Genomic DNA, 17,423 nt, shown 5'->3' on the forward strand with positions numbered 1-17,423 from the left:
CTGAGTCGCTTCGCGCCTTCCCCCTCTCTCGCCTCGCTACGCGATGCGGGAGGGGGACGCCCCCAGCGCGGCGGGGCGGCCCTTGCGCGGGGGCACTGGCCCTGGCCGCGCCAGTTTCATGCGTCGTGGGTGGTGCGTAGCGCAATGGATAACTGATACTGGCACACACAACGCAGCAAAGGAGATGACATGTCCCGCTACCCCGCCCCATCGCTCGACAGCCTGCCCGAGGACATCCGCGCCCGCATCCTCGAAGTGCAGGAAAAAGCCGGCTTCGTGCCCAATGTGTTCCTGGGCTTTGCCCGCCGCCCGGCCGAATGGCGCGCCTTCTTCGCCTACCACGATGCCCTGATGCTCAAGGAGGAAGGCAGCCTGACCAAGGGCGAGCGCGAGATGATCGTCACCACCACCAGCGCGGCCAACCAGTGCCTGTACTGCGTGGTGGCGCATGGCGCCATCCTGCGCATCTACGAGAAAAAGCCGCTCGTGGCCGACCAGGTGGCGGTGAACTACCGCAAGGCCGAGATCAGCCCACGCCAGCGTGCCATGCTCGACTTTGCGATGAAGGTCTGCGAGCGCTCGCACGCCGTCGAGGACGCCGACTTCACCGCCCTGCACGCACACGGCTTCGACGACGAAGACATCTGGGACATCGCGGCCATCACCGCCTTCTTCGGGCTGAGCAACCGCATGGCCAGCTTTGCCGGCATGCAGCCCAACCCCGAGTTCTACCTGATGGGCCGCGTGCCCAAGGCAAAACCGGCTGCCTGAGGCGCCCCATGCGGACGACCTGCTTCCTGGCGGCCGGGCTGTTGTATGCAGCCACCGCCCTCGCAGCCAGCGCCCAGGCCGCCTCCAGCGGCTTTGCGCCGGGCAGCGGCACCCTGGATGCACAACCCCTGGCAGTGCAAGTCCCGCCGGGCACGCTCTCGCCCCTGACGAGCACCCAGCCGCCCCTGTTGCTGCTGCGCCGGGATGTCGCCGGGCCGACGTACTACCTGGCGGTGGGCCTGGGCGTGCCGCGCTACGGCATAGCTGACCTGCCCGGTGCCGGTGCCTGGCGCGTGGAGCCCGATGCCGAATGCGCCCGCCTGGTACCCGTGGCACTCGACGAGGTCAAGCAGCCGGCCGTGCAGCCCGTCACCGTGCAGCAAAACGCCCTGCCCCTGCACTGCGCCGCAGCGTTCGAGGGCAGCTGCACCAGCCGTGACCAGCGCTTGCGCGTGGGCACCGCGTTCCTGGGAACCCGGCGCACGGCGCGCACGGGCGGCGGCTTCTTCGGTACCGAAGGGCAGATCACCAGCACCTTCTACACCGGCGTGCGCACGCTCACCATCGAGCACCTGTCCTCGGGCCGCCATTGGCGCATGGACGAGGCACTGCAGGATTCCGCCGGGTACAGCGCGCCGCAGACGGCCATCCGCTACCTGCCGGAGCTGCAGCGGGTGCTGTTGCTTGGCGTGGGCAATGGCCCGGAAGGCCCGCAGGGTCGCTGCATCGCTCTGCCACCGGGCTGAACCCGGCTGAGGCAGCGCTCATACGGGTTTGCATTCAATTGGATAACTAGTGTCCTGTCCCGCAAATAAATGCCAATAAAACCGCGTCTTTCACGCCAGGGCCGCGTTGCAAATCCTCGCGATAGCTACGGCTATCGCTGCGGTTTGCGCCTTGCCCTGGCGCGAAATCCATCGGTTTTATTTTTGGCATCTACTTGCGGGACAGAACACCAGGCGGGAAGCCGCAGACAGTGCTGTAGCACGGCAAGGCGAACCAACGACGTTGGCCGGTTGAAGGCAAAGCCGTATCAGGCCAGGTTGCCTTGCGGTTCGGTGGGGCTTGTTCGCTGCACGAGCAGCGCCGTCGCGGCCTCCACGGGCATTGGTCGGGCGTACAGATAGCCCTGCACCTCGTCACAGCCATGGTCCTTGAGGAAGTCGCGCTGCTCGGCGGTTTCCACGCCTTCGGCGATCACGCGCAGTTTCAGGCTCTTGGCCATGGCGATGACGGCCGAGGCGATGGCCTCGGCCTCTTCGTTGCCGTGCTTGCCCAGGTCGAGGATGAAGGAGCGGTCGATCTTGAGCTTGCTCACCGGGAAGCGGCGCAGGTAGCTCAGGCTCGAATAGCCTGTACCGAAGTCGTCGATGGCGATCTGTATGCCCTTGGCCACCAACTGGTGCATCAGCTCGACCGCGGCGTCCGTGTTGGCCATCAACGTGCCCTCGGTGAGCTCCATCTCCAGCGCGCCGGCGGGCAGGTCGAACTCCGAGATGACGCGGCCCACCTCGTGCAGGAAGTCGGGCGCCTGGAACTGCACCGCCGAGAGGTTCACGGCAATGGGCAGGGGCACCAGCCCGTCGCTGCGCCAGCCCGACCAGATGCGCGCTGCCTCGCGCAGCACCCAATTGCCGATTTCCGCAATCATCCCCGAGGACTCGGCAATGGGGATGAACCGCGCCGGGGACACCGGGCCCCGCGTCTTGTGGGTCCAGCGCAGCAAGGCCTCCATGCCCACGGGCTGGCCATGCGCCAGGGTGAACTGGGGCTGCAGATGCAATGCGAGTTCGCCGACGTCGATGGCCTGGCGCAGGTCCACCGCCAGCAGCATGTCGTCGTAGGCCGAGGCGTTCATCTCGGGCGCATACAGGCGCCAGGTGTTGCGCCCGTGCGCCTTGGCGATGCGCATCGCGGCCTCGACGTTGTGCAGCAGGTCCTCGGCAGTGCGCGCATGCTCGGGGTAGCTGGCGATGCCGATGCTGGCGGTGGGAGAGACCGGGTGCTCCTGCGGCCCCAGGCGGATGGGCGGGGCCAGCAGCGCGCGCACCTGGCTGATCAGCAGGGCATGGGTGACGGGGTTGCCCGAGAGTACGAGCATGAACTCGTCGCCACCATAGCGGTACAGGCCCTTGAGGTCGGCGCTCAGGCCCTGCAGGCGCCTGGCGATCTCCACCAGCAGCACATCGCCCTGGGCATAGCCGAACGATTCGTTGATGCCCTTGAAGCGGTCCAGGTTGACCAGCGCCAGCGACAGGCTGTTGTGGGGGGTTGCGGCCTGGGCATCGACACCGGCGATGAACTGCGGCAGTTCCTGCTCCAGCCGGGCCCGGTTGGGCAGCCCCGTGACCGGGTCATGGATGGCCAGGTACTGCGCCTGGCTCTCGGCCTGCTTGAGGCGCGTGAGGTCCGTGAACAGGTCCACGTGCTGCTCCACCTGGCCATCGGCACCGCGGTGCGCGCAGACCAGCAAGCGCGCCGGAAAGACCGTACCGTCCTTTCGGCGGATGTTCATCTCGCCCTCCCAGAAATCCTCGGCCTGGAGGATGGCGCGCGCACGCTCGACCCCTGCAGGATCGAGCCCTGCATTGAGGATCACCGTGGGTTGCCCCTGCAGGTCTTCGAGCGTGTAGCCGGTGATCTTCGTGAGGTGGGGATTGATCGAGACGACACGCTTGTCCCGGTCGCCGACCACAATGGCAGCAGCGGAGCGGTTGAAGAAACTCGCGGCCACGCGCAGCTGCGTTTCTACCTCGGCCTGGCGCGTGATGTCGCGGCCTATGCCCACGAAATAGCGCTGGCCCTCCGACTCGAAGCAGCCGACGGTACCTTCCAGCAGGAAGGTGCTGCCGTCGGCGCGCAACCGGGGAATGCGAACCTGGCGCGACTCGCCGGGCTGCATGGCTTCCAGGATGGCGGCCTGCTGCGCGGCGTGGTCCGGCGGCCGCAGGCGCCGCGCGTTCATGCCGATGAGTTGCTCGCGCGGGTAACCATACACATCGACCGTCGCCTGGCTCACGTCGAGGATGGTGCCGTCGTTGTCGGTCAGGAAAAAGATGTCGGTCGAGCCACGCATCACGTGCTCGTAGTGCCGGCGCAGCCCGGCTTCGCGCGCAGCGTGGCGGTGGTGGTCGCCGCGGCGCCAGGCGGCGTAGAGCAGCGAGCCGAAGAGGATGAGCACCGCGACCCCGAGGACCAGGAAGCTGCTGCGGTCCTGCACCGCCGCATACACCGCCTTCTCCGGCATCAGGCTCAGCACCATCCACGATGGCAGCAGGGTGTTCTCGCGCCGGGCCATCACCGCCACGCCATGGCGGTTGCGCCCCTGCGCCGCGGAAACACCGGGCTCGGTCAGCAAGGACTCCACCGCGGGCCCAGCCCCTTGGAGCGGCTGCAGCCCGGGCCCGCTGGCCGGGGCCAGTATCTGCAGGCCACGCGCATCGCGGTGCATCAAAATGGTCTCTCCACCCCAATTGGGCAGCCTGGCCTTGGCCAGGGTATCCACCAGCCACTGCAGGTCCATCTCCATATAAAGCACATGGCCCGTTCCCCGGGTGCTGTCGGCAATGCTGCGCGCCAGCGCCAGACGCAGCCCTGCACCACTCTCCGCTGGCAGTTCGATCCATCGCGGGTATGCCCCCGTCCCGGCCTGCGCCACGCGGCTCAGTTGCTGCGCGTCCAGTGCGGCGCCGCTGCTGAAAACCGCCTTGTCGGTGCCGACATCCACGATCGCAATGCTTCGGTAACCGTAGACGCGGCGTATGCCTTCGAGATGCTTTTGAATGAACGGAGCGTACTCGGCGCGCTGCGCGTCGCCCTGCCACCAGTGGTCGAGCGCCTTGACCAGCAGGGGATTGGAGCCGATGGCTTCCGCATCGCCAGAGCGCTCCGTGAGCCAGGTGTCCAGGGCGTGGGCCGACAGTTCGGCAGTGACCCGCAGGGTCTCGGACGCAGCCTGCTCGGCAGCCCGCTTGCCCTGTGAATGCAGGGCGATCCCGAGCGCGATCACGCCGGCGACAAAGACGGCAAAAGCCAGTGGAACCGCCCAGCCGGGCAGGCGCGCACCAGATTGCGCACCGCTGCGCTCAGGGCTGCTGTCTGTGGCCATGGCCGAAACCCCCGTGACAGGCAAGCGGCGTGGCCAGGAGATCGCACGCTCGCCCATTGCAACAATGAACCCGCACAGCCCCCATCAGCTGCGCCCGGCACGCCATGGTCGACCGTGCCAATGCTCTGGATTTAGTCCGATTCGGGCGGGGGTGTCAAGGCGCCCCCCGCCGTCATCCGTTGACGATCGCCAGCATCCAGCCCGGCAGGGCCACGGCCTTCTTCTGCGGAAAATCGACCCAGATCGTGGTGGCACCGCCCGCGGCGTAGATCACGCCAGGCCGGTCCACCCGCTCCATGGTGCCCCAGGTCTCGAACGTGGTGCGGCCAGGGTCGCTCACATAGAACCTGAGCAGCACGTCGGCCGGGTACTCCAACTGCTGGTAGAAATTGCAAAACGCATTGACGATGACCGGCCCCTGCCCCGTGGGGTCGGGGTTGCAGCCCACGGACACCATCCAGTCGATGCGTGCCGTCTCCAGGTAGCGAAAGTACACGGTGTTGTTCACATGGCCCATGGCGTCCATGTCGCCCCAGCGCACGGGAAAGCGCATCTCGTGCACCAGCTTCTTCTTTTCGGGGATTTCAATCTTCATCGGTGTGCCTTGATGGAAGCGAGGATGCCCAGAGTGAACAGCACCACGGCCGCCCACTGCGCTGGCGAGGGCCAGCGCCCATCCCACACGAACGAATATACGAGAGCGAACAAAGTCTCGCTCACGATGAGCTGCCCGCAGAGGCTGGCAGACAGGCGCTGGCTGGCGATGTTCCACAAAATGGTGGCCAGCCAGCTCGAACCGAAACCGAGTGCCAGGCACACGGCCACGAAGACCCCGAACCCCGGCTGCGCTGCCAGTGCGGGCAGGCCGGAGCCGCCCACCAGCCACAGCAGCAGGCCGCCCAGACCCGTGGCCACGCCCAGCCAGTTGGCCCAGTCGGTGGCGCGCACCTCGGGGTGGCGCTTGAGCCACGCGGAATTGAGGATGGCGAAGGCCGTCCAGAACACCAACGCCACCAGCGCGATGCCGATGCCGCGCCAGTAACTGCCGGCACCGGGGGCGGTCACGTCGCCGTGCGGCACCTCGGCCATCAGCGCGAGGCCAGCCACGGTGAGCACCAGCCCGGGCACCAGTGCGGCCCAGCGCAGGCCCTGGGGCTTGCCCAGCAGCATGACCCAGACCGGAATGGTGCCGATGATCAGCGCAGGCATCTCGGCCCCCGCATCGCGGATCGCCCAGACCAGCAGCAGGTAGTAGCCCGTGAAGCCGAGCACGGACAGCCACAGTGCCGCCCAGGCCTGGGTCCAGGTAGGCCAGCGCGGGTTGCCCCGGAGGCCCCACAGCAGCATGCCCGCAGCCACAGCACCGTAGGCCACGAAGCGGCCCGCAGTCAGGTCCACCGAAGCAAACGTGCCCGCCATGTGTGGCGCCACGAACACCAGCCCCCAGAGCGCGCCAGCAGCGAGCCCGGCCAGGATTCCGGTCAGCATCGGCTCACACGGCGCGGCCTATACCGCAAAGCCATCGTCTGCCGCAATCACGGCGCCGTTGATGAAGTGGCTCTGGTCGCTGGCCAGCATGATGATCAGCGCATCGAGGTCCTCGGGGCTGCCCACGCGCTTGCGCGGCAGCATGTCGATGAGTTTCTGGCCCTGCTCGGTCTGCCAGTGGCGGTGGTTGATCTCGGTGTCGATGTAGCCTGGGCAGATGGCATTGGTGTTGATGCCAAAGCGCCCCCACTCCATGGCCATGGCCTTCGTCATCTGCACCACGGCGGCCTTGCTCATGCAGTAGGCGCCGATCTGCGGCAGCACCTTCAAGCCCGCCATCGAGGCGATGTTGATGATGCGCCCGCCCGTGAAGCTGCCCGGCGCCGCCCCGCGCGAACGCGCCAGCATGCGCTTGCCGACCTCCTGCGCGACGAAGAAGGCGCCCTTGACGTTGGTGTCGAAGATGAAGTCATAGTCCTGGGGCGTCACATCCTGCAGGCGCTGGGTGGTGCTCACGCCCGAGTTGTTCACCAGGATGTCGATGGAGCCCATCTCGGTCTCGGCATGGGCCACCGCTGCCTTGATCGACATGTGGTCGGTCACGTCCAGTTCGATCACGTGGGCGTCGCCGCCCTCCCCCTCGATGCGGGCACGCAGCTCCTTGAGCTTTTCGACGCGGCGGCTGGCCAGCACCACCCCGGCTCCTGCGCGCGCGAGGGTCCGCGCGAACTGGGCGCCCAGCCCGCTGGACGCTCCGGTGATGAACGCCACGCGGCCGGATAGATCGATGCTGTATGCCATTTAGAGAGCCTCCACTGCAGAAAAAAGAACGGTCGTTCGATTGTCCGAAATCCATGAATACAATCAGTCTCCAGGCAGACAGGAACCAGGGTCCTGTCCGAAGACAATCCACACGATATCAAACGCCCGACGAGAAACCCATGACGAACGAAGAAATCCTCGCCCAGTATGGTCCCCGTGAAGCAATGGAATACGACGTGGTCGTCGTGGGCGGCGGCCCCGGCGGCCTGGCCACCGCCATCCGGCTCAAGCAGATGGCAGCCACCCATGGCAAGGACATCTCCGTCGTGGTGCTCGAAAAAGGCTCCGAACCCGGCGCGCACATCCTCTCGGGCGCCATCATGGACCCCAAGGCCCTGACCGAGCTGATCCCCGACTGGAAGGCCAAGGGCGCCCCGCTGAACCAGCCCGTGACCGACGATGCGATGATGTTCCTGGGCGAGAAATCGGCCTTTCGCGTACCCAACGTATTTCTGCCGCACAACTTCCAGAACCACGGCAACTACGTGGTGCGCCTGGGCAACGTGGTCAAGTGGCTGGGCGAGCAGGCCGAAGCCCTGGGCGTGGAGATCTTCCCGGGCTTCCCGGCTGCCGAAGTGCTCTACAACGACAACGGCTCCGTCAAGGGCGTGGCCACCGGCAACATGGGCATCGGCAAGGAAGGCGAGCCCACGGCAGACTTCCAGCTGGGCATGGAACTGCATGCCAAGTACACCATTTTCGCCGAGGGCTCGCGAGGCCACCTGGGCAAGCAGCTGATCTCGCGCTTCAAGCTCGATGCGCATTCCGACCCGCAAAGCTACGCCATCGGCATCAAGGAGCTGTGGGAGATCGATCCGGCGCGCCACCAGCCCGGCTTCGTCATGCACACCGCGGGCTGGCCCATGGAGAACGACACCTACGGTGGCGCCTTCCTGTACCACCTGGACGACAACAAGGTCACGCTGGGCTTCATCACCGGCCTGGGCTACTCCAACCCCTACCTCAGCCCGTTCGAGGAATTCCAGCGCTGGAAGACGCATGCCAACATCCGCTGGTACCTGGAGGGCGACGAGTCCAAGGGCATCAAGCCGGCCAAGCGCATCAGCTACGGCGCGCGCGCCATCACGGCCGGCGGCCTGCTGAGCCTGCCCAAGACCATCTTCCCCGGCGGCGCACTGATCGGCTGCGACGCGGGCTACCTCAACGTGGGCCGCATCAAGGGCAGCCACGCCGCCATCAAGTCCGGCATGCTGGCCGCCGAGGCCGCCTACGACGCGGTGGTGGCCGGGCGCCAGCACGATGAACTGAGCGCCTACCCCGAGGCCTTCGAGAAGAGCTGGCTGCACACCGAGCTCAACAAGGACCGCAACTTCAAGAACTGGTTCAAGAAGGGCCTGGTCACCGCCACCATCATGAACGGTCTGGAGCAGTTCGTGCTCAAGGGCAACATCCCCTGGACGCTGCACCGCGACAAGCCTGACCACGTGCACCTCAAACCCGCGTCCGAGTGCAAGCCCATCATCTACCCCAAGCCCGATGGCAAGCTGACCTTCGACAGGCTCTCGAGCGTGTTCATCAGCAACACCAACCACGCCGAGAACCAGCCGGCCCACCTGACGCTCAAGGACGCCAGCGTGCCGGTGAACATCAACCTGGCCAAGTACGCCGGCCCCGAGGCCCGCTACTGCCCGGCCGGTGTCTACGAGTTCGTGCCCGACGTGGCCAAGGGCGGCGACGCCCAGCGCCTGCAGATCAACGCGCAGAACTGCGTGCACTGCAAGACCTGCGACATCAAGGACCCCACGCAGAACATCGTCTGGGTGACACCCGAGGGCGGCGGCGGCCCGAACTACTCGGGCATGTGACAACGACAAAGGGCCTGCAATGCAGGCCCTTTTCCTTGCTGCCCCTGGAGCAGAGGGTCAGCGAAGCTGCAGCTCGTCCGCGCCGTACACGACCTTGATCGGCTCGATCACGACCTGCTTGGGCCCCTCTTCCACAGCCCCCGCGATCAGCGCCGGAATGCCCAGGCCTTGCGCCAGCTCCACCACGCGCGGCGCATCCTTGGCCGCCACGAACAGGGCGAAGCCGGCGCCCATGTTCAGCGTGCCGTACGCTTCATGGTCGTCGAGCTGGCATTCCTTCTGCATGAACGCCAGCACCGGGCTCACCGGCGGCACCTGCTGGATGCGGTAGGTCAGTGGCTTGGGGTGGCGCAGCAGCTTGCGCCATCCGTGGCCGGTGATGTTGGCGCAGTAGTGGGGATAGATGCCGTCGGCGGCGAGGGCTTCCGTCACCGGCGAATACAGCACGGTGGGCGCCAGAAGCGCTTCGCCAAAGGTCTGCCCGTTGCCGATGTCCGTGAGGTAGCCCTGCGGCAGCCGCTCGGACAGCTTGCGGGCCAGCGACACGCCGTTGGCATGGATGCCGCTGGAGGCCAGCAGCACGATGGCATCGCCCGCACCCAGTTGGTCGCCGACCGACAGCCGCGCCTTGGGACTGATGATGCCGGTGCACGACGCCGCCAGGTCCACCCGGCCATCCGCCACCACCCCGGCGAGGGCCGGGGTTTCGCCACCGCCCCAGGCCACCTTGCAGGTGTCGCAGGCACGCTTCCAGCCGGCAACGAGCGCCTGTGAGCGCTCTGCGTCGCCGAACCAGTCCGAGCCCCCCGCCGCCCAGTAGGCCTGCACGACCAGCGGGGTCGCCCCGACGGTGATCAGGTCGTTGACCGCCATGGCAATCGTGTCCTGGGCAATGCCGTCGTAATAGCTCTTGCCCGTGAGCCGGGCCATGTCATCGGCCAGCAGGGCCTTGGTACCCAGGCATTCGACGATGCTGGCCAGGTACATGGGACCGACATCGACCACATAGGCCGACTCCCCGCGCGATGCGGCCACTTCGCTGAAACCATGGCTGGCCATGTGCGCACCGGTCTGGGCGGCTGCGCGTTGTGCCGCAACCTTCAACGGGTCGATCAATTCGTAGTTGACGCCCGTCTGGTCATAGGTCAAAGGGGCAGAAGCAGGTGCAGCGGTCATGGCGTTTTCAACGGAGTCTGGGCCGCCATTATCGCCCGCCGAGACCCTCTGCATAAACCTCGCGGATCGGTGGTGGTGCGGATCGGGATGGGCCGCAAGGCGTCTTCTTGCAGCCAATAGCAGGGCTATTGGCAAGAGAAGCAACGCAGCGGACCGCCAAAGGCCGCGCTGCCAACGGCCGCAGGGAGTTGTGCAGAGGGTCTTTAAGCAACCGCCCCGCCCGCAGTCAGATGGAACTGCCCCATCGCCCCCGCCAGCCGGTTGGCCTGGTCCTGGAGGCTCTGGGCCGCCGCGGCGCCCTCTTCCACCAGCGCCGCGTTCTGCTGCGTCATGTGGTCAAGCTGGTCCACGGCCTGGCTGACCTGGCCGATCTGGCTGCTCTGCTCGCTGCTGGCGGCGTTGATCTCGGACATCAGCGTGGTGACCTGCTGCACGCTGGTGACAATGTCCTGCATGGTGGAGCCAGCGGTGACCACCAGGCGCGCACCATCGCTCACCTTGTCCACGCTGGTGGCAATCAGGGCCTTGATCTCCTTGGCGGCGTTGGCGCTGCGGCCCGCGAGGTTGCGCACCTCGCTGGCCACCACGGCAAAACCGCGGCCCTGCTCGCCCGCCCGCGCTGCCTCGACGGCGGCATTGAGCGCGAGGATGTTGGTCTGGAAGGCAATGGAGTCGATGATGCCCACGATGTCGGCGATCTTCTTGCTGCTGGCGTTGATCTCATCCATGGTCTTGACCACCTCGCCGACCACTTCGCCGCCCTTTTTCGCCACCTGGGCGGCACTGTGGGCGAGGGTGTTGGCCTGGCGGGTGCTGTCGGCATTGGCGGCCACGGTCTGCGCCAGTTGCGCGATGCTGGCGGCGGTCTGCTGCAGGCTGCTGGCGGCGTGCTCGGTGCGCGCGCTCAGATCGGTGTTGCCGGCCGCCACTTCGGAGCTGGCGACGTGGATGGACTCGCCCGAGTCGCGTACCTCCGTCACCACATAGTGCAGCGACTCGACCATCTGGTTGAGCGCGGTAAGAAGTTCACCGATCTCGTCGGTGCGATCCGTGGCCATGCGCACCGTGAGGTCGCCCTGCGCCACCAGGGCCGCCGCATCCGAGGCCTGGCGCAGCGGCAGCACGATGGAGCGGCGCAGCAGCCAGCCGAACAGCGCCGACAGCCCCACCACGAAGGCCACGGCCAGCGCGCTGACCCACTGGGCACGCGAAGCATCGGCGATCATCGCATCGGCCGCCGCCACCGAGGATTTCTCGGACTCTGCCAGCAACTGGTCGATGGTCTTGAGGTACTGGGCCAGCGCCGCGGCATGCTCCTGCAATTCCTTCTGGCTGATGACCTTGGACTCCAGTGCGTTCTGCACCAGGGTGTCGCGCAGGGCCGCATACTGCTGGCGCTGCGCCTGGGTCTGCTTCCACGCGGGTACGGTGCTTGCGGCCGAAGCCGAGGCAGCGAGTGCCGCATCGATGCGCTTGCGCATGCCGTCCTCGGCCGCCAATTGGGTGCGCATCTCGGCCACCAGGGGAAACACGTCGGTCGAGCTCGTGGCGCGCAGCGCGATCTGGCCGATGTGTACCGACTGGGTCTTCCACTCGCGCACCGAGCGCTCGATGGGCAGTTGCTCCATCGTGAGCAGCGTGGCCTGGCGCGTCGTACCCTGGCCGGTGAGCCAGGTGGTGGAACCCAGCAGCGCCACCGCCACACCCAACAGGCCGAAGGCTGCGGCCAGCTTCTGACCCACGGTCAGGGTGCGCCTGCCACGCGGGGCCTGCGAAGACGACGTTCGGGGTGCCACCAGGGGTGCAGCAGCAAGGGATGCCGTGACGGCATGGGTGCGGGTGGCACCGGCCGTTGCGGGAAGGTAGTTCATGACATTCTCCGTGGTGTTGCGTGTCATCCGCCCCATCACGCGACGGGGCGGCATGCCCTTGCATTGCAAGCCCTGTGCCACAACGCAGGGGCCGCAACACAGGTGTCAGGCAGCGTCAGTCTGCGGTCACGCACTCGCCGAACCCGCCGCCGCCCGGCGTGGAAATCTCGAACACGTCGCCCGGCTCCATGAGCGCCGCACCGATGTGTGCCAGGTCTTCGACCTGGCCATTGGCGCGCAGCACCCGGTTGAGCCCGGTAAGCCCGGCCTGCCCGCCGGCCATGCCGAAGGCCGGCTTCACGCGCCCGTTGGACAGGATGCTCGCCGTCATCTGCTCCAGGAAGCGCACGCGGCGCACGCCACCGTTGCCTCCGCTCCAGCGGCCCCGGCCGCCCGATCCCGCTCGGATCTCATAGCTGTCAAGCACCACGGGGAAGCGGAACTCCAGGATCTCGGGGTCGGTGAGGCGCGAGTTGGTCATGTGCGTCTGCACCACGCTCGTGCCTTCGAAGCCACGCACCACCCGGCCCTCCCCATCGAGCACCGCGCCCGCACCACTGCCGCCCGCGATGGTCTCGTAGTACTGGTACTGCGCATTGCCGAAGGTGAAGTTGTTCATCGTCGGCTGGCTGCCCGCCATGACACCGAGCGCACCGAACAGCGCATTCGTGATGCAGGTGGAGGTCTCCACATTACCCGCCACCACCGAAGCCGGCGGATTGGGATTGAGCATGGAGCCCTGGGGAATGATGACCTGCAGCGGCTTCAAGCACCCGGCGTTGAGCGGGATGTCGTCGTCCACCAGGGTGCGAAAGACGTAGAGCACGGCCGCCATGCACACCGCGCGCGGGGCATTGAAGTTGTTGATCTGCTGCGCACTGGTGCCGGCAAAGTCGATCACCGCGCTGCGCTCGGCCACGTTGACCTGGACCGAGACGCTGATCTGCGCGCCATTGTCCAGCGGCAGTGTGAACTGGCCGTCCTTGAGGTGCGTGATCACGCGGCGCACCGATTCCTCGGCGTTGTCCTGCACGTGGCGCATGTAGGCCTGCACGACATCAAGGCCGAACTGCTCCACCATCTTGGAGAGTTCCTGAACGCCCTTTTCGTTGGCGGCGATCTGCGCGCGCAGGTCGGCCAGGTTCTGGTGCGGGTTGCGACTCGGGTAGGGCGTGGTGCCGCCACCGGTGGCCAGCAGGTGGCGAACAGATTCTTCCTGCAAGACGCCCTGCGCCACCAGCTTCACGTTGTTGATCTGCACACCCTCTTCCTCGATGCGCGTGGAGAACGGGGGCATCGACCCCGGCGTGGTGCCACCGATGTCGGCATGGTGGCCGCGCGAGCCGACATAGAAGGTGGGCTCCTTGCCGCCGGCCACGTACACCGGCGTGATGACAGTGACGTCCGGCAGGTGGGTGCCGCCGTGGTACGGATCGTTGAGCATGTACACATCGCCCGGCTGCATGCTGCCCGTGTTCTCGCGGATCACGGTCTTGATGCTCTCGCCCATGGAGCCCAGGTGCACGGGCATGTGCGGCGCGTTGGCGATCAGATTGCCCGCCGTGTCGAACAGCGCGCAGCTGAAGTCCAGGCGCTCCTTGATGTTCACCGAGTAGGCCGTGTTCTGCAACTGCAGGCCCATCTGCTCGGCGATGTTCATGAACAGGTTGTTGAAAACCTCCAGCAGCACCGGGTCCACCGTGGTGCCTGCGGCGTACTGCACCGTGCGCGCGGTCACCCGGTCGAGCACCAGGTGGTCGAGCTCGGTCAAGCGGGCCAACCAGCCGGGCTCGACCACGGTGGTGGTGTTCTTCTCGGCGATGATGGCCGGGCCGGGGATCACGTCGCCGGGCTGCAGGTCTTCGCGTACCACCAGCGCGGCATCGTGCCACTGGCTGCCCGAGTACATGCGCACCGTCTCGCGCCGCGGATGCAGGCGCTCTGCGTGCAGGGGCAGGCGCGGTTCGTCCGGGGCGTCGCCGGCGATCACGGCCTCGACCGACACGGCCTCCACGACGAGCGACTTGCCCACCATCAGGAAGGCAAAGCGCTGGCGGTACGCGGCCTCGAAGGCCGCCTGCACGGCCGCCATGTCGCCGAACGGCACGACCAGGGCCGAGTCGGTGCCCTCGTAGCGAACGTGCACGTTGTAGCGCACCTGCACCGGGTGCTGGCTGACCTGCTGGCGTTCCAGCTCGGCCTGGGCAGCTGCGCCCAGCGCGTCCAGGCGCTCGGCTATCAGGGGCAGCGAGGCCTCGGCCAGCGGCAGCTCCACCGCCTGCTCGCGGATCACGGTCTGGTCGGCAAGGCCCATGCCGTAGGCGCTGAGCACGCCCGCTAGCGGGTGCACGAACACGCGCGTCATGCCCAGGGCATCGGCCACCAGGCAGGCATGCTGGCCGCCAGCGCCGCCAAAGCACTGCAGGGTGTAGCGCGTCACGTCGTAGCCGCGCGCCACCGAGATCTTCTTGATGGCATTGGCCATCTGCTGCACGGCGATCTGGATGAAGCCCTCGGCCACCTCCTCGGGCTGGCGCTTCGTCTGCAACGCCAGTTCCGCAAAGCGCGCATGCACCGCCTGCGCATCCAGCGTCTCGTTGGCCGCCGGGCCGAACACGCTGGGGAAGTAGCTCGGCTGCACCTTGCCGACCATCACGTTGGCATCGGTCACGGCCAGGGGGCCGCCGCGGCGGTAGCTCACCGGGCCGGGGTTGGCGCCCGCGCTTTCGGGGCCGACGCGAAAGCGCGCGCCGTCGTAGCTCAGCACCGAGCCGCCGCCAGCGGCCACGGTGTGGATGCTCATCATCGGGGCGCGCATGCGCACGCCGGCCACGCGGGTCTCGAACTCGCGCTCGAACGCACCGGCGTAATGGCTCACGTCGGTGGAGGTCCCCCCCATGTCGAAGCCGATGACGCGCTCCTGTCCCGCCAGGCCGGCCGTGCGCGCCATGCCCACGATGCCACCCGCCGGGCCGGACAGGATGGCGTCCTTGCCCTGGAAGGTGTTGGCATCCGTCAGCCCACCCGAGGACTGCATGAAGAACAGCTTGACCCCGGGCATCTCGCCGGCCACCTGCTCCACATAGCGGCGCAGGATGGGCGAGAGGTAGGCGTCCACCACCGTGGTATCGCCCCGGCTCACGAACTTCATCATGGGGCTGGTCTCGTGCGAGGTGCTGATCTGCGTGAAGCCCACTTCCTTCGCGATGCGCTGGGCCGCCTGCTCGTGCTCCGTGTAGCGGTAGCCGTGCATGAAGACGATGGCCACACTGCGCAGGCCGCGTCCCCAGGCCGCCAGCAGGTCGCCGCGCAAGGTGGCTTCATCGAGCTGTTGCAGCACACTGCCATGCGCGCCCATGCGCTCGCGGGCCTCGATCACTTCGGTGTAGAGCAGCTCGGGCAGCACGATGTGGCGGTCGAACAGGCGCGGGCGGTTCTGGTAGGCGATGCGCAGCGCATCACGGAAACCGCGCGTGGTGACCAGCAACGTGGGCTCGCCCTTGCGCTCCAGCAGCGCATTGGTGGCCACCGTGGTGCCCATCTTCACGCATTCGACCAGGGCGGGCGTCACGGCATCGCCAGCTGCCAGGCCCAGCAGGTGGCGGATGCCGGCCACGGCCGCATCCTTGTACTGCTCGGGGTTCTCGGACAACAGCTTGTGCGTGACCAGCGTGCCGTCGGGGCGCTTGCCCACGATGTCGGTGAAGGTGCCGCCCCGGTCGATCCAGAACTGCCAGCGGGGAATCTGTACTTGGGGTGTGTTTTGGGTCATGGTGGTACCGATGGGAAAGAAATGGGGTGAACGCCGCGTCAGGCCAGCGCTGCGCTGGCCGGGGCCAGGCGCTGCATCAACTGGCGCAGGACGGGAATGGGGGGTACGGTGGCCAGGGCCTGGTCCAGTGGGCACCAGGGCCCGCCGAGCGCCGTGGCCCAGGCCATCACGGGCAGGATGTCGGCCGGCGGCAGGGTCTGCATGGCCTCGATCACGATGCGCAGTTCCTGCGCCAGCCGGTTGCCGGGCGCAAAGCGCCAGTGGTACTGGCCGCAGCCCACGCGCACGGCGCGGCTGTCCTTCTCGGTCATGGCCACCAGCCAGTTGCAATGGAAGTCCGTGCTGTCGGGCGCTGGCGGATCGGCCAGGCAGAAGGTGTAGACGTTCTCGAAGCTGCGGTTGAAATTGCGCACCAGGGTCTCGGCAATCGCCTCGCGCCCCTGGGCCGAGGGCGGGAAGACCATCCCCGCCCTGGCGCATCTCCATCTGCAGCAGCGCGCCGCCGGCAAAGGCCTGGGCGATCAGGTGTGGGCGGTTGCCGTCCTTGGCGCGCAGGTACATCTCGATGGTGTCGGTGGGGGTGTGCATGGTGCTTCTCCTGGAATGGGGTTGGGAAAGCTCAGCGCTGCGTGTAGTACGGGATGAAGATCTGGTTGGCCTCGCCCCCCACGGAGCGCACCCACTCGCGCGAGAAGCGCTCACCCAGGCGCTTGAGTTCGGTGTCGAGCTCGGCGGAGGCGCGGTCCACCTTGATGCCCTTGCGCTGCAGCTCGCCCACCGACTCGTCGGCCACGGCCTGGCTCATGGCCCAGCCGCGCGCCTCGGCCTCGCCAGCGGCCTTCGTCACCGCCTGGCGCACCGCCGGCGGCAGCGCCTCGAAGGCCTGCAGGTTCACGAACACGATGTTCTTGGGGAACCAGGCGTTGATGCCGTAGTAATGCCGGATCTGGCCCCAGACCTGGTTCTCCACCCCGGTGAGGGCCGAGGTGATCATGGAGTCGAGCTGGCCCGCGGACAGGGCCTTGTTGACCTCGACCATGGGCACATCCACCGTGGTGGCGCCCAGCATCTCGGCAATGCGCACGGTGGCCGGGTTGTAGGTGCGCATGCGCGTGCCCTTGAAATCGGCCGACGAGCGCACGGGCGCAATCGAGAACAGCCCCTGTGGCGGCCAGGGCACGGCATACAGGGCCTTGAGCCCCTTGCGTGCGAAGTGCCCTTCGATCAGCGGGCGCTGCAGGTCCCACATGCGCCTTGCGTCCGCGTAGCTGCGCACCACGAAGGGAATCGCGTCGGCACCGGCGATCGGCATGCCCTTCACCAGGCTGGTCATGATGGTCTCGCCCGCCTGGGCCTTGCCCTCCTGCACTGCCTGCGGAATGTCGCCGAGCTTGAACAGGGCGTTGTTGGCGTGCACCTCGATGCGCAGGGCGCCCGAGGAGGCACGTTCCACGTCCTGCGCAAACTGCACCACATTGCGCGTGTGGAACGACTCGGCGCGGTAGCCGGTGGCCAGCTTCCACTGTGCCTGGGCATGCACCATCGGGACCGCGGCGAGCGCGGCCAACCAGACCATGGCTTTCATGGCA

At 67.1% G+C, this 17,423-nt stretch carries 12 protein-coding genes; 3 read left to right on the forward strand and 9 right to left on the reverse strand.

The window, feature by feature from the left end:
- Nucleotides 1–189: 189 nt before the first annotated feature.
- Together AC0IZS_RS30495 and AC0IZS_RS30500 are read left to right on the forward strand one after the other, a co-directional pair.
- Nucleotides 190–771 carry a peroxidase-related enzyme gene (locus tag AC0IZS_RS30495; RefSeq protein ID WP_471639089.1) on the forward strand — a complete coding sequence of 194 codons (582 nt, stop codon included), beginning with the start codon at nt 190–192 and terminating at the stop codon, nt 769–771.
- A gap of 8 nt (nt 772–779) precedes the next feature.
- Nucleotides 780–1,517 (forward strand): hypothetical protein, encoded by a 738-nt coding sequence (locus tag AC0IZS_RS30500; RefSeq protein WP_471639090.1) that lies wholly within the window; start codon nt 780–782, stop codon nt 1,515–1,517.
- Nucleotides 1,518–1,804: 287 nt separating this feature from the next.
- Here AC0IZS_RS30500 and AC0IZS_RS30505 read toward each other — a convergent pair whose 3' ends face one another.
- The 4 genes from AC0IZS_RS30505 to AC0IZS_RS30520 all read right to left on the reverse strand — a co-directional run bounded on the left by AC0IZS_RS30505 (nt 1,805) and on the right by AC0IZS_RS30520 (nt 7,168).
- On the reverse strand, nt 1,805–4,879 hold the full coding sequence (locus AC0IZS_RS30505; RefSeq protein ID WP_471639091.1) for a bifunctional diguanylate cyclase/phosphodiesterase: 3,075 nt from the start codon (nt 4,877–4,879) through the stop codon (nt 1,805–1,807).
- 172 nt (nt 4,880–5,051) lie between these two features.
- On the reverse strand, nt 5,052–5,474 hold the full coding sequence (locus AC0IZS_RS30510; protein WP_471639092.1) for an acyl-CoA thioesterase: 423 nt from the start codon (nt 5,472–5,474) through the stop codon (nt 5,052–5,054).
- Complete coding sequence (locus AC0IZS_RS30515) at nt 5,471–6,367, reverse strand: DMT family transporter (RefSeq protein ID WP_471639093.1); 897 nt, start codon at nt 6,365–6,367, stop codon at nt 5,471–5,473. The genes AC0IZS_RS30510 and AC0IZS_RS30515 overlap by 4 nt, the downstream gene beginning before the upstream one ends.
- An 18-nt stretch (nt 6,368–6,385) precedes the next feature.
- Nucleotides 6,386–7,168 carry an SDR family oxidoreductase gene (locus AC0IZS_RS30520; RefSeq protein WP_305744027.1) on the reverse strand — a complete coding sequence of 261 codons (783 nt, stop codon included), beginning with the start codon at nt 7,166–7,168 and terminating at the stop codon, nt 6,386–6,388.
- Nucleotides 7,169–7,308: 140 nt separating this feature from the next.
- On the opposite strand from AC0IZS_RS30520, the gene AC0IZS_RS30525 reads away from it, so the two are divergent.
- Nucleotides 7,309–9,015, forward strand: coding sequence for an electron transfer flavoprotein-ubiquinone oxidoreductase (locus AC0IZS_RS30525; RefSeq protein ID WP_322591579.1), 1,707 nt, complete (start codon nt 7,309–7,311; stop codon nt 9,013–9,015).
- A gap of 57 nt (nt 9,016–9,072) precedes the next feature.
- Here AC0IZS_RS30525 and AC0IZS_RS30530 read toward each other — a convergent pair whose 3' ends face one another.
- The 5 genes from AC0IZS_RS30530 to AC0IZS_RS30550 form a co-directional block, all read right to left on the reverse strand.
- Nucleotides 9,073–10,191, reverse strand: coding sequence for an AIR synthase-related protein (locus AC0IZS_RS30530; protein ID WP_471639094.1), 1,119 nt, complete (start codon nt 10,189–10,191; stop codon nt 9,073–9,075).
- Between the two features lie 203 nt (nt 10,192–10,394).
- Nucleotides 10,395–12,062: a methyl-accepting chemotaxis protein gene (locus AC0IZS_RS30535; RefSeq protein WP_471639095.1), complete on the reverse strand. Its 1,668-nt coding sequence runs from the start codon at nt 12,060–12,062 to the stop codon at nt 10,395–10,397.
- Between the two features lie 115 nt (nt 12,063–12,177).
- Nucleotides 12,178–15,834, reverse strand: a complete 3,657-nt coding sequence (locus tag AC0IZS_RS30540) for a hydantoinase B/oxoprolinase family protein (protein WP_471639096.1) — start codon at nt 15,832–15,834, stop codon at nt 12,178–12,180.
- 38 nt (nt 15,835–15,872) lie between these two features.
- Nucleotides 15,873–16,298, reverse strand: coding sequence for a hypothetical protein (locus AC0IZS_RS30545; protein WP_471639097.1), 426 nt, complete (start codon nt 16,296–16,298; stop codon nt 15,873–15,875).
- 155 nt (nt 16,299–16,453) lie between these two features.
- Nucleotides 16,454–17,419, reverse strand: coding sequence for a TRAP transporter substrate-binding protein (locus AC0IZS_RS30550; protein ID WP_471639098.1), 966 nt, complete (start codon nt 17,417–17,419; stop codon nt 16,454–16,456).
- Between the last annotated feature and the right edge of the window lie 4 nt (nt 17,420–17,423).

The organism is Acidovorax sp. AC410 (assembly GCF_979253235.1).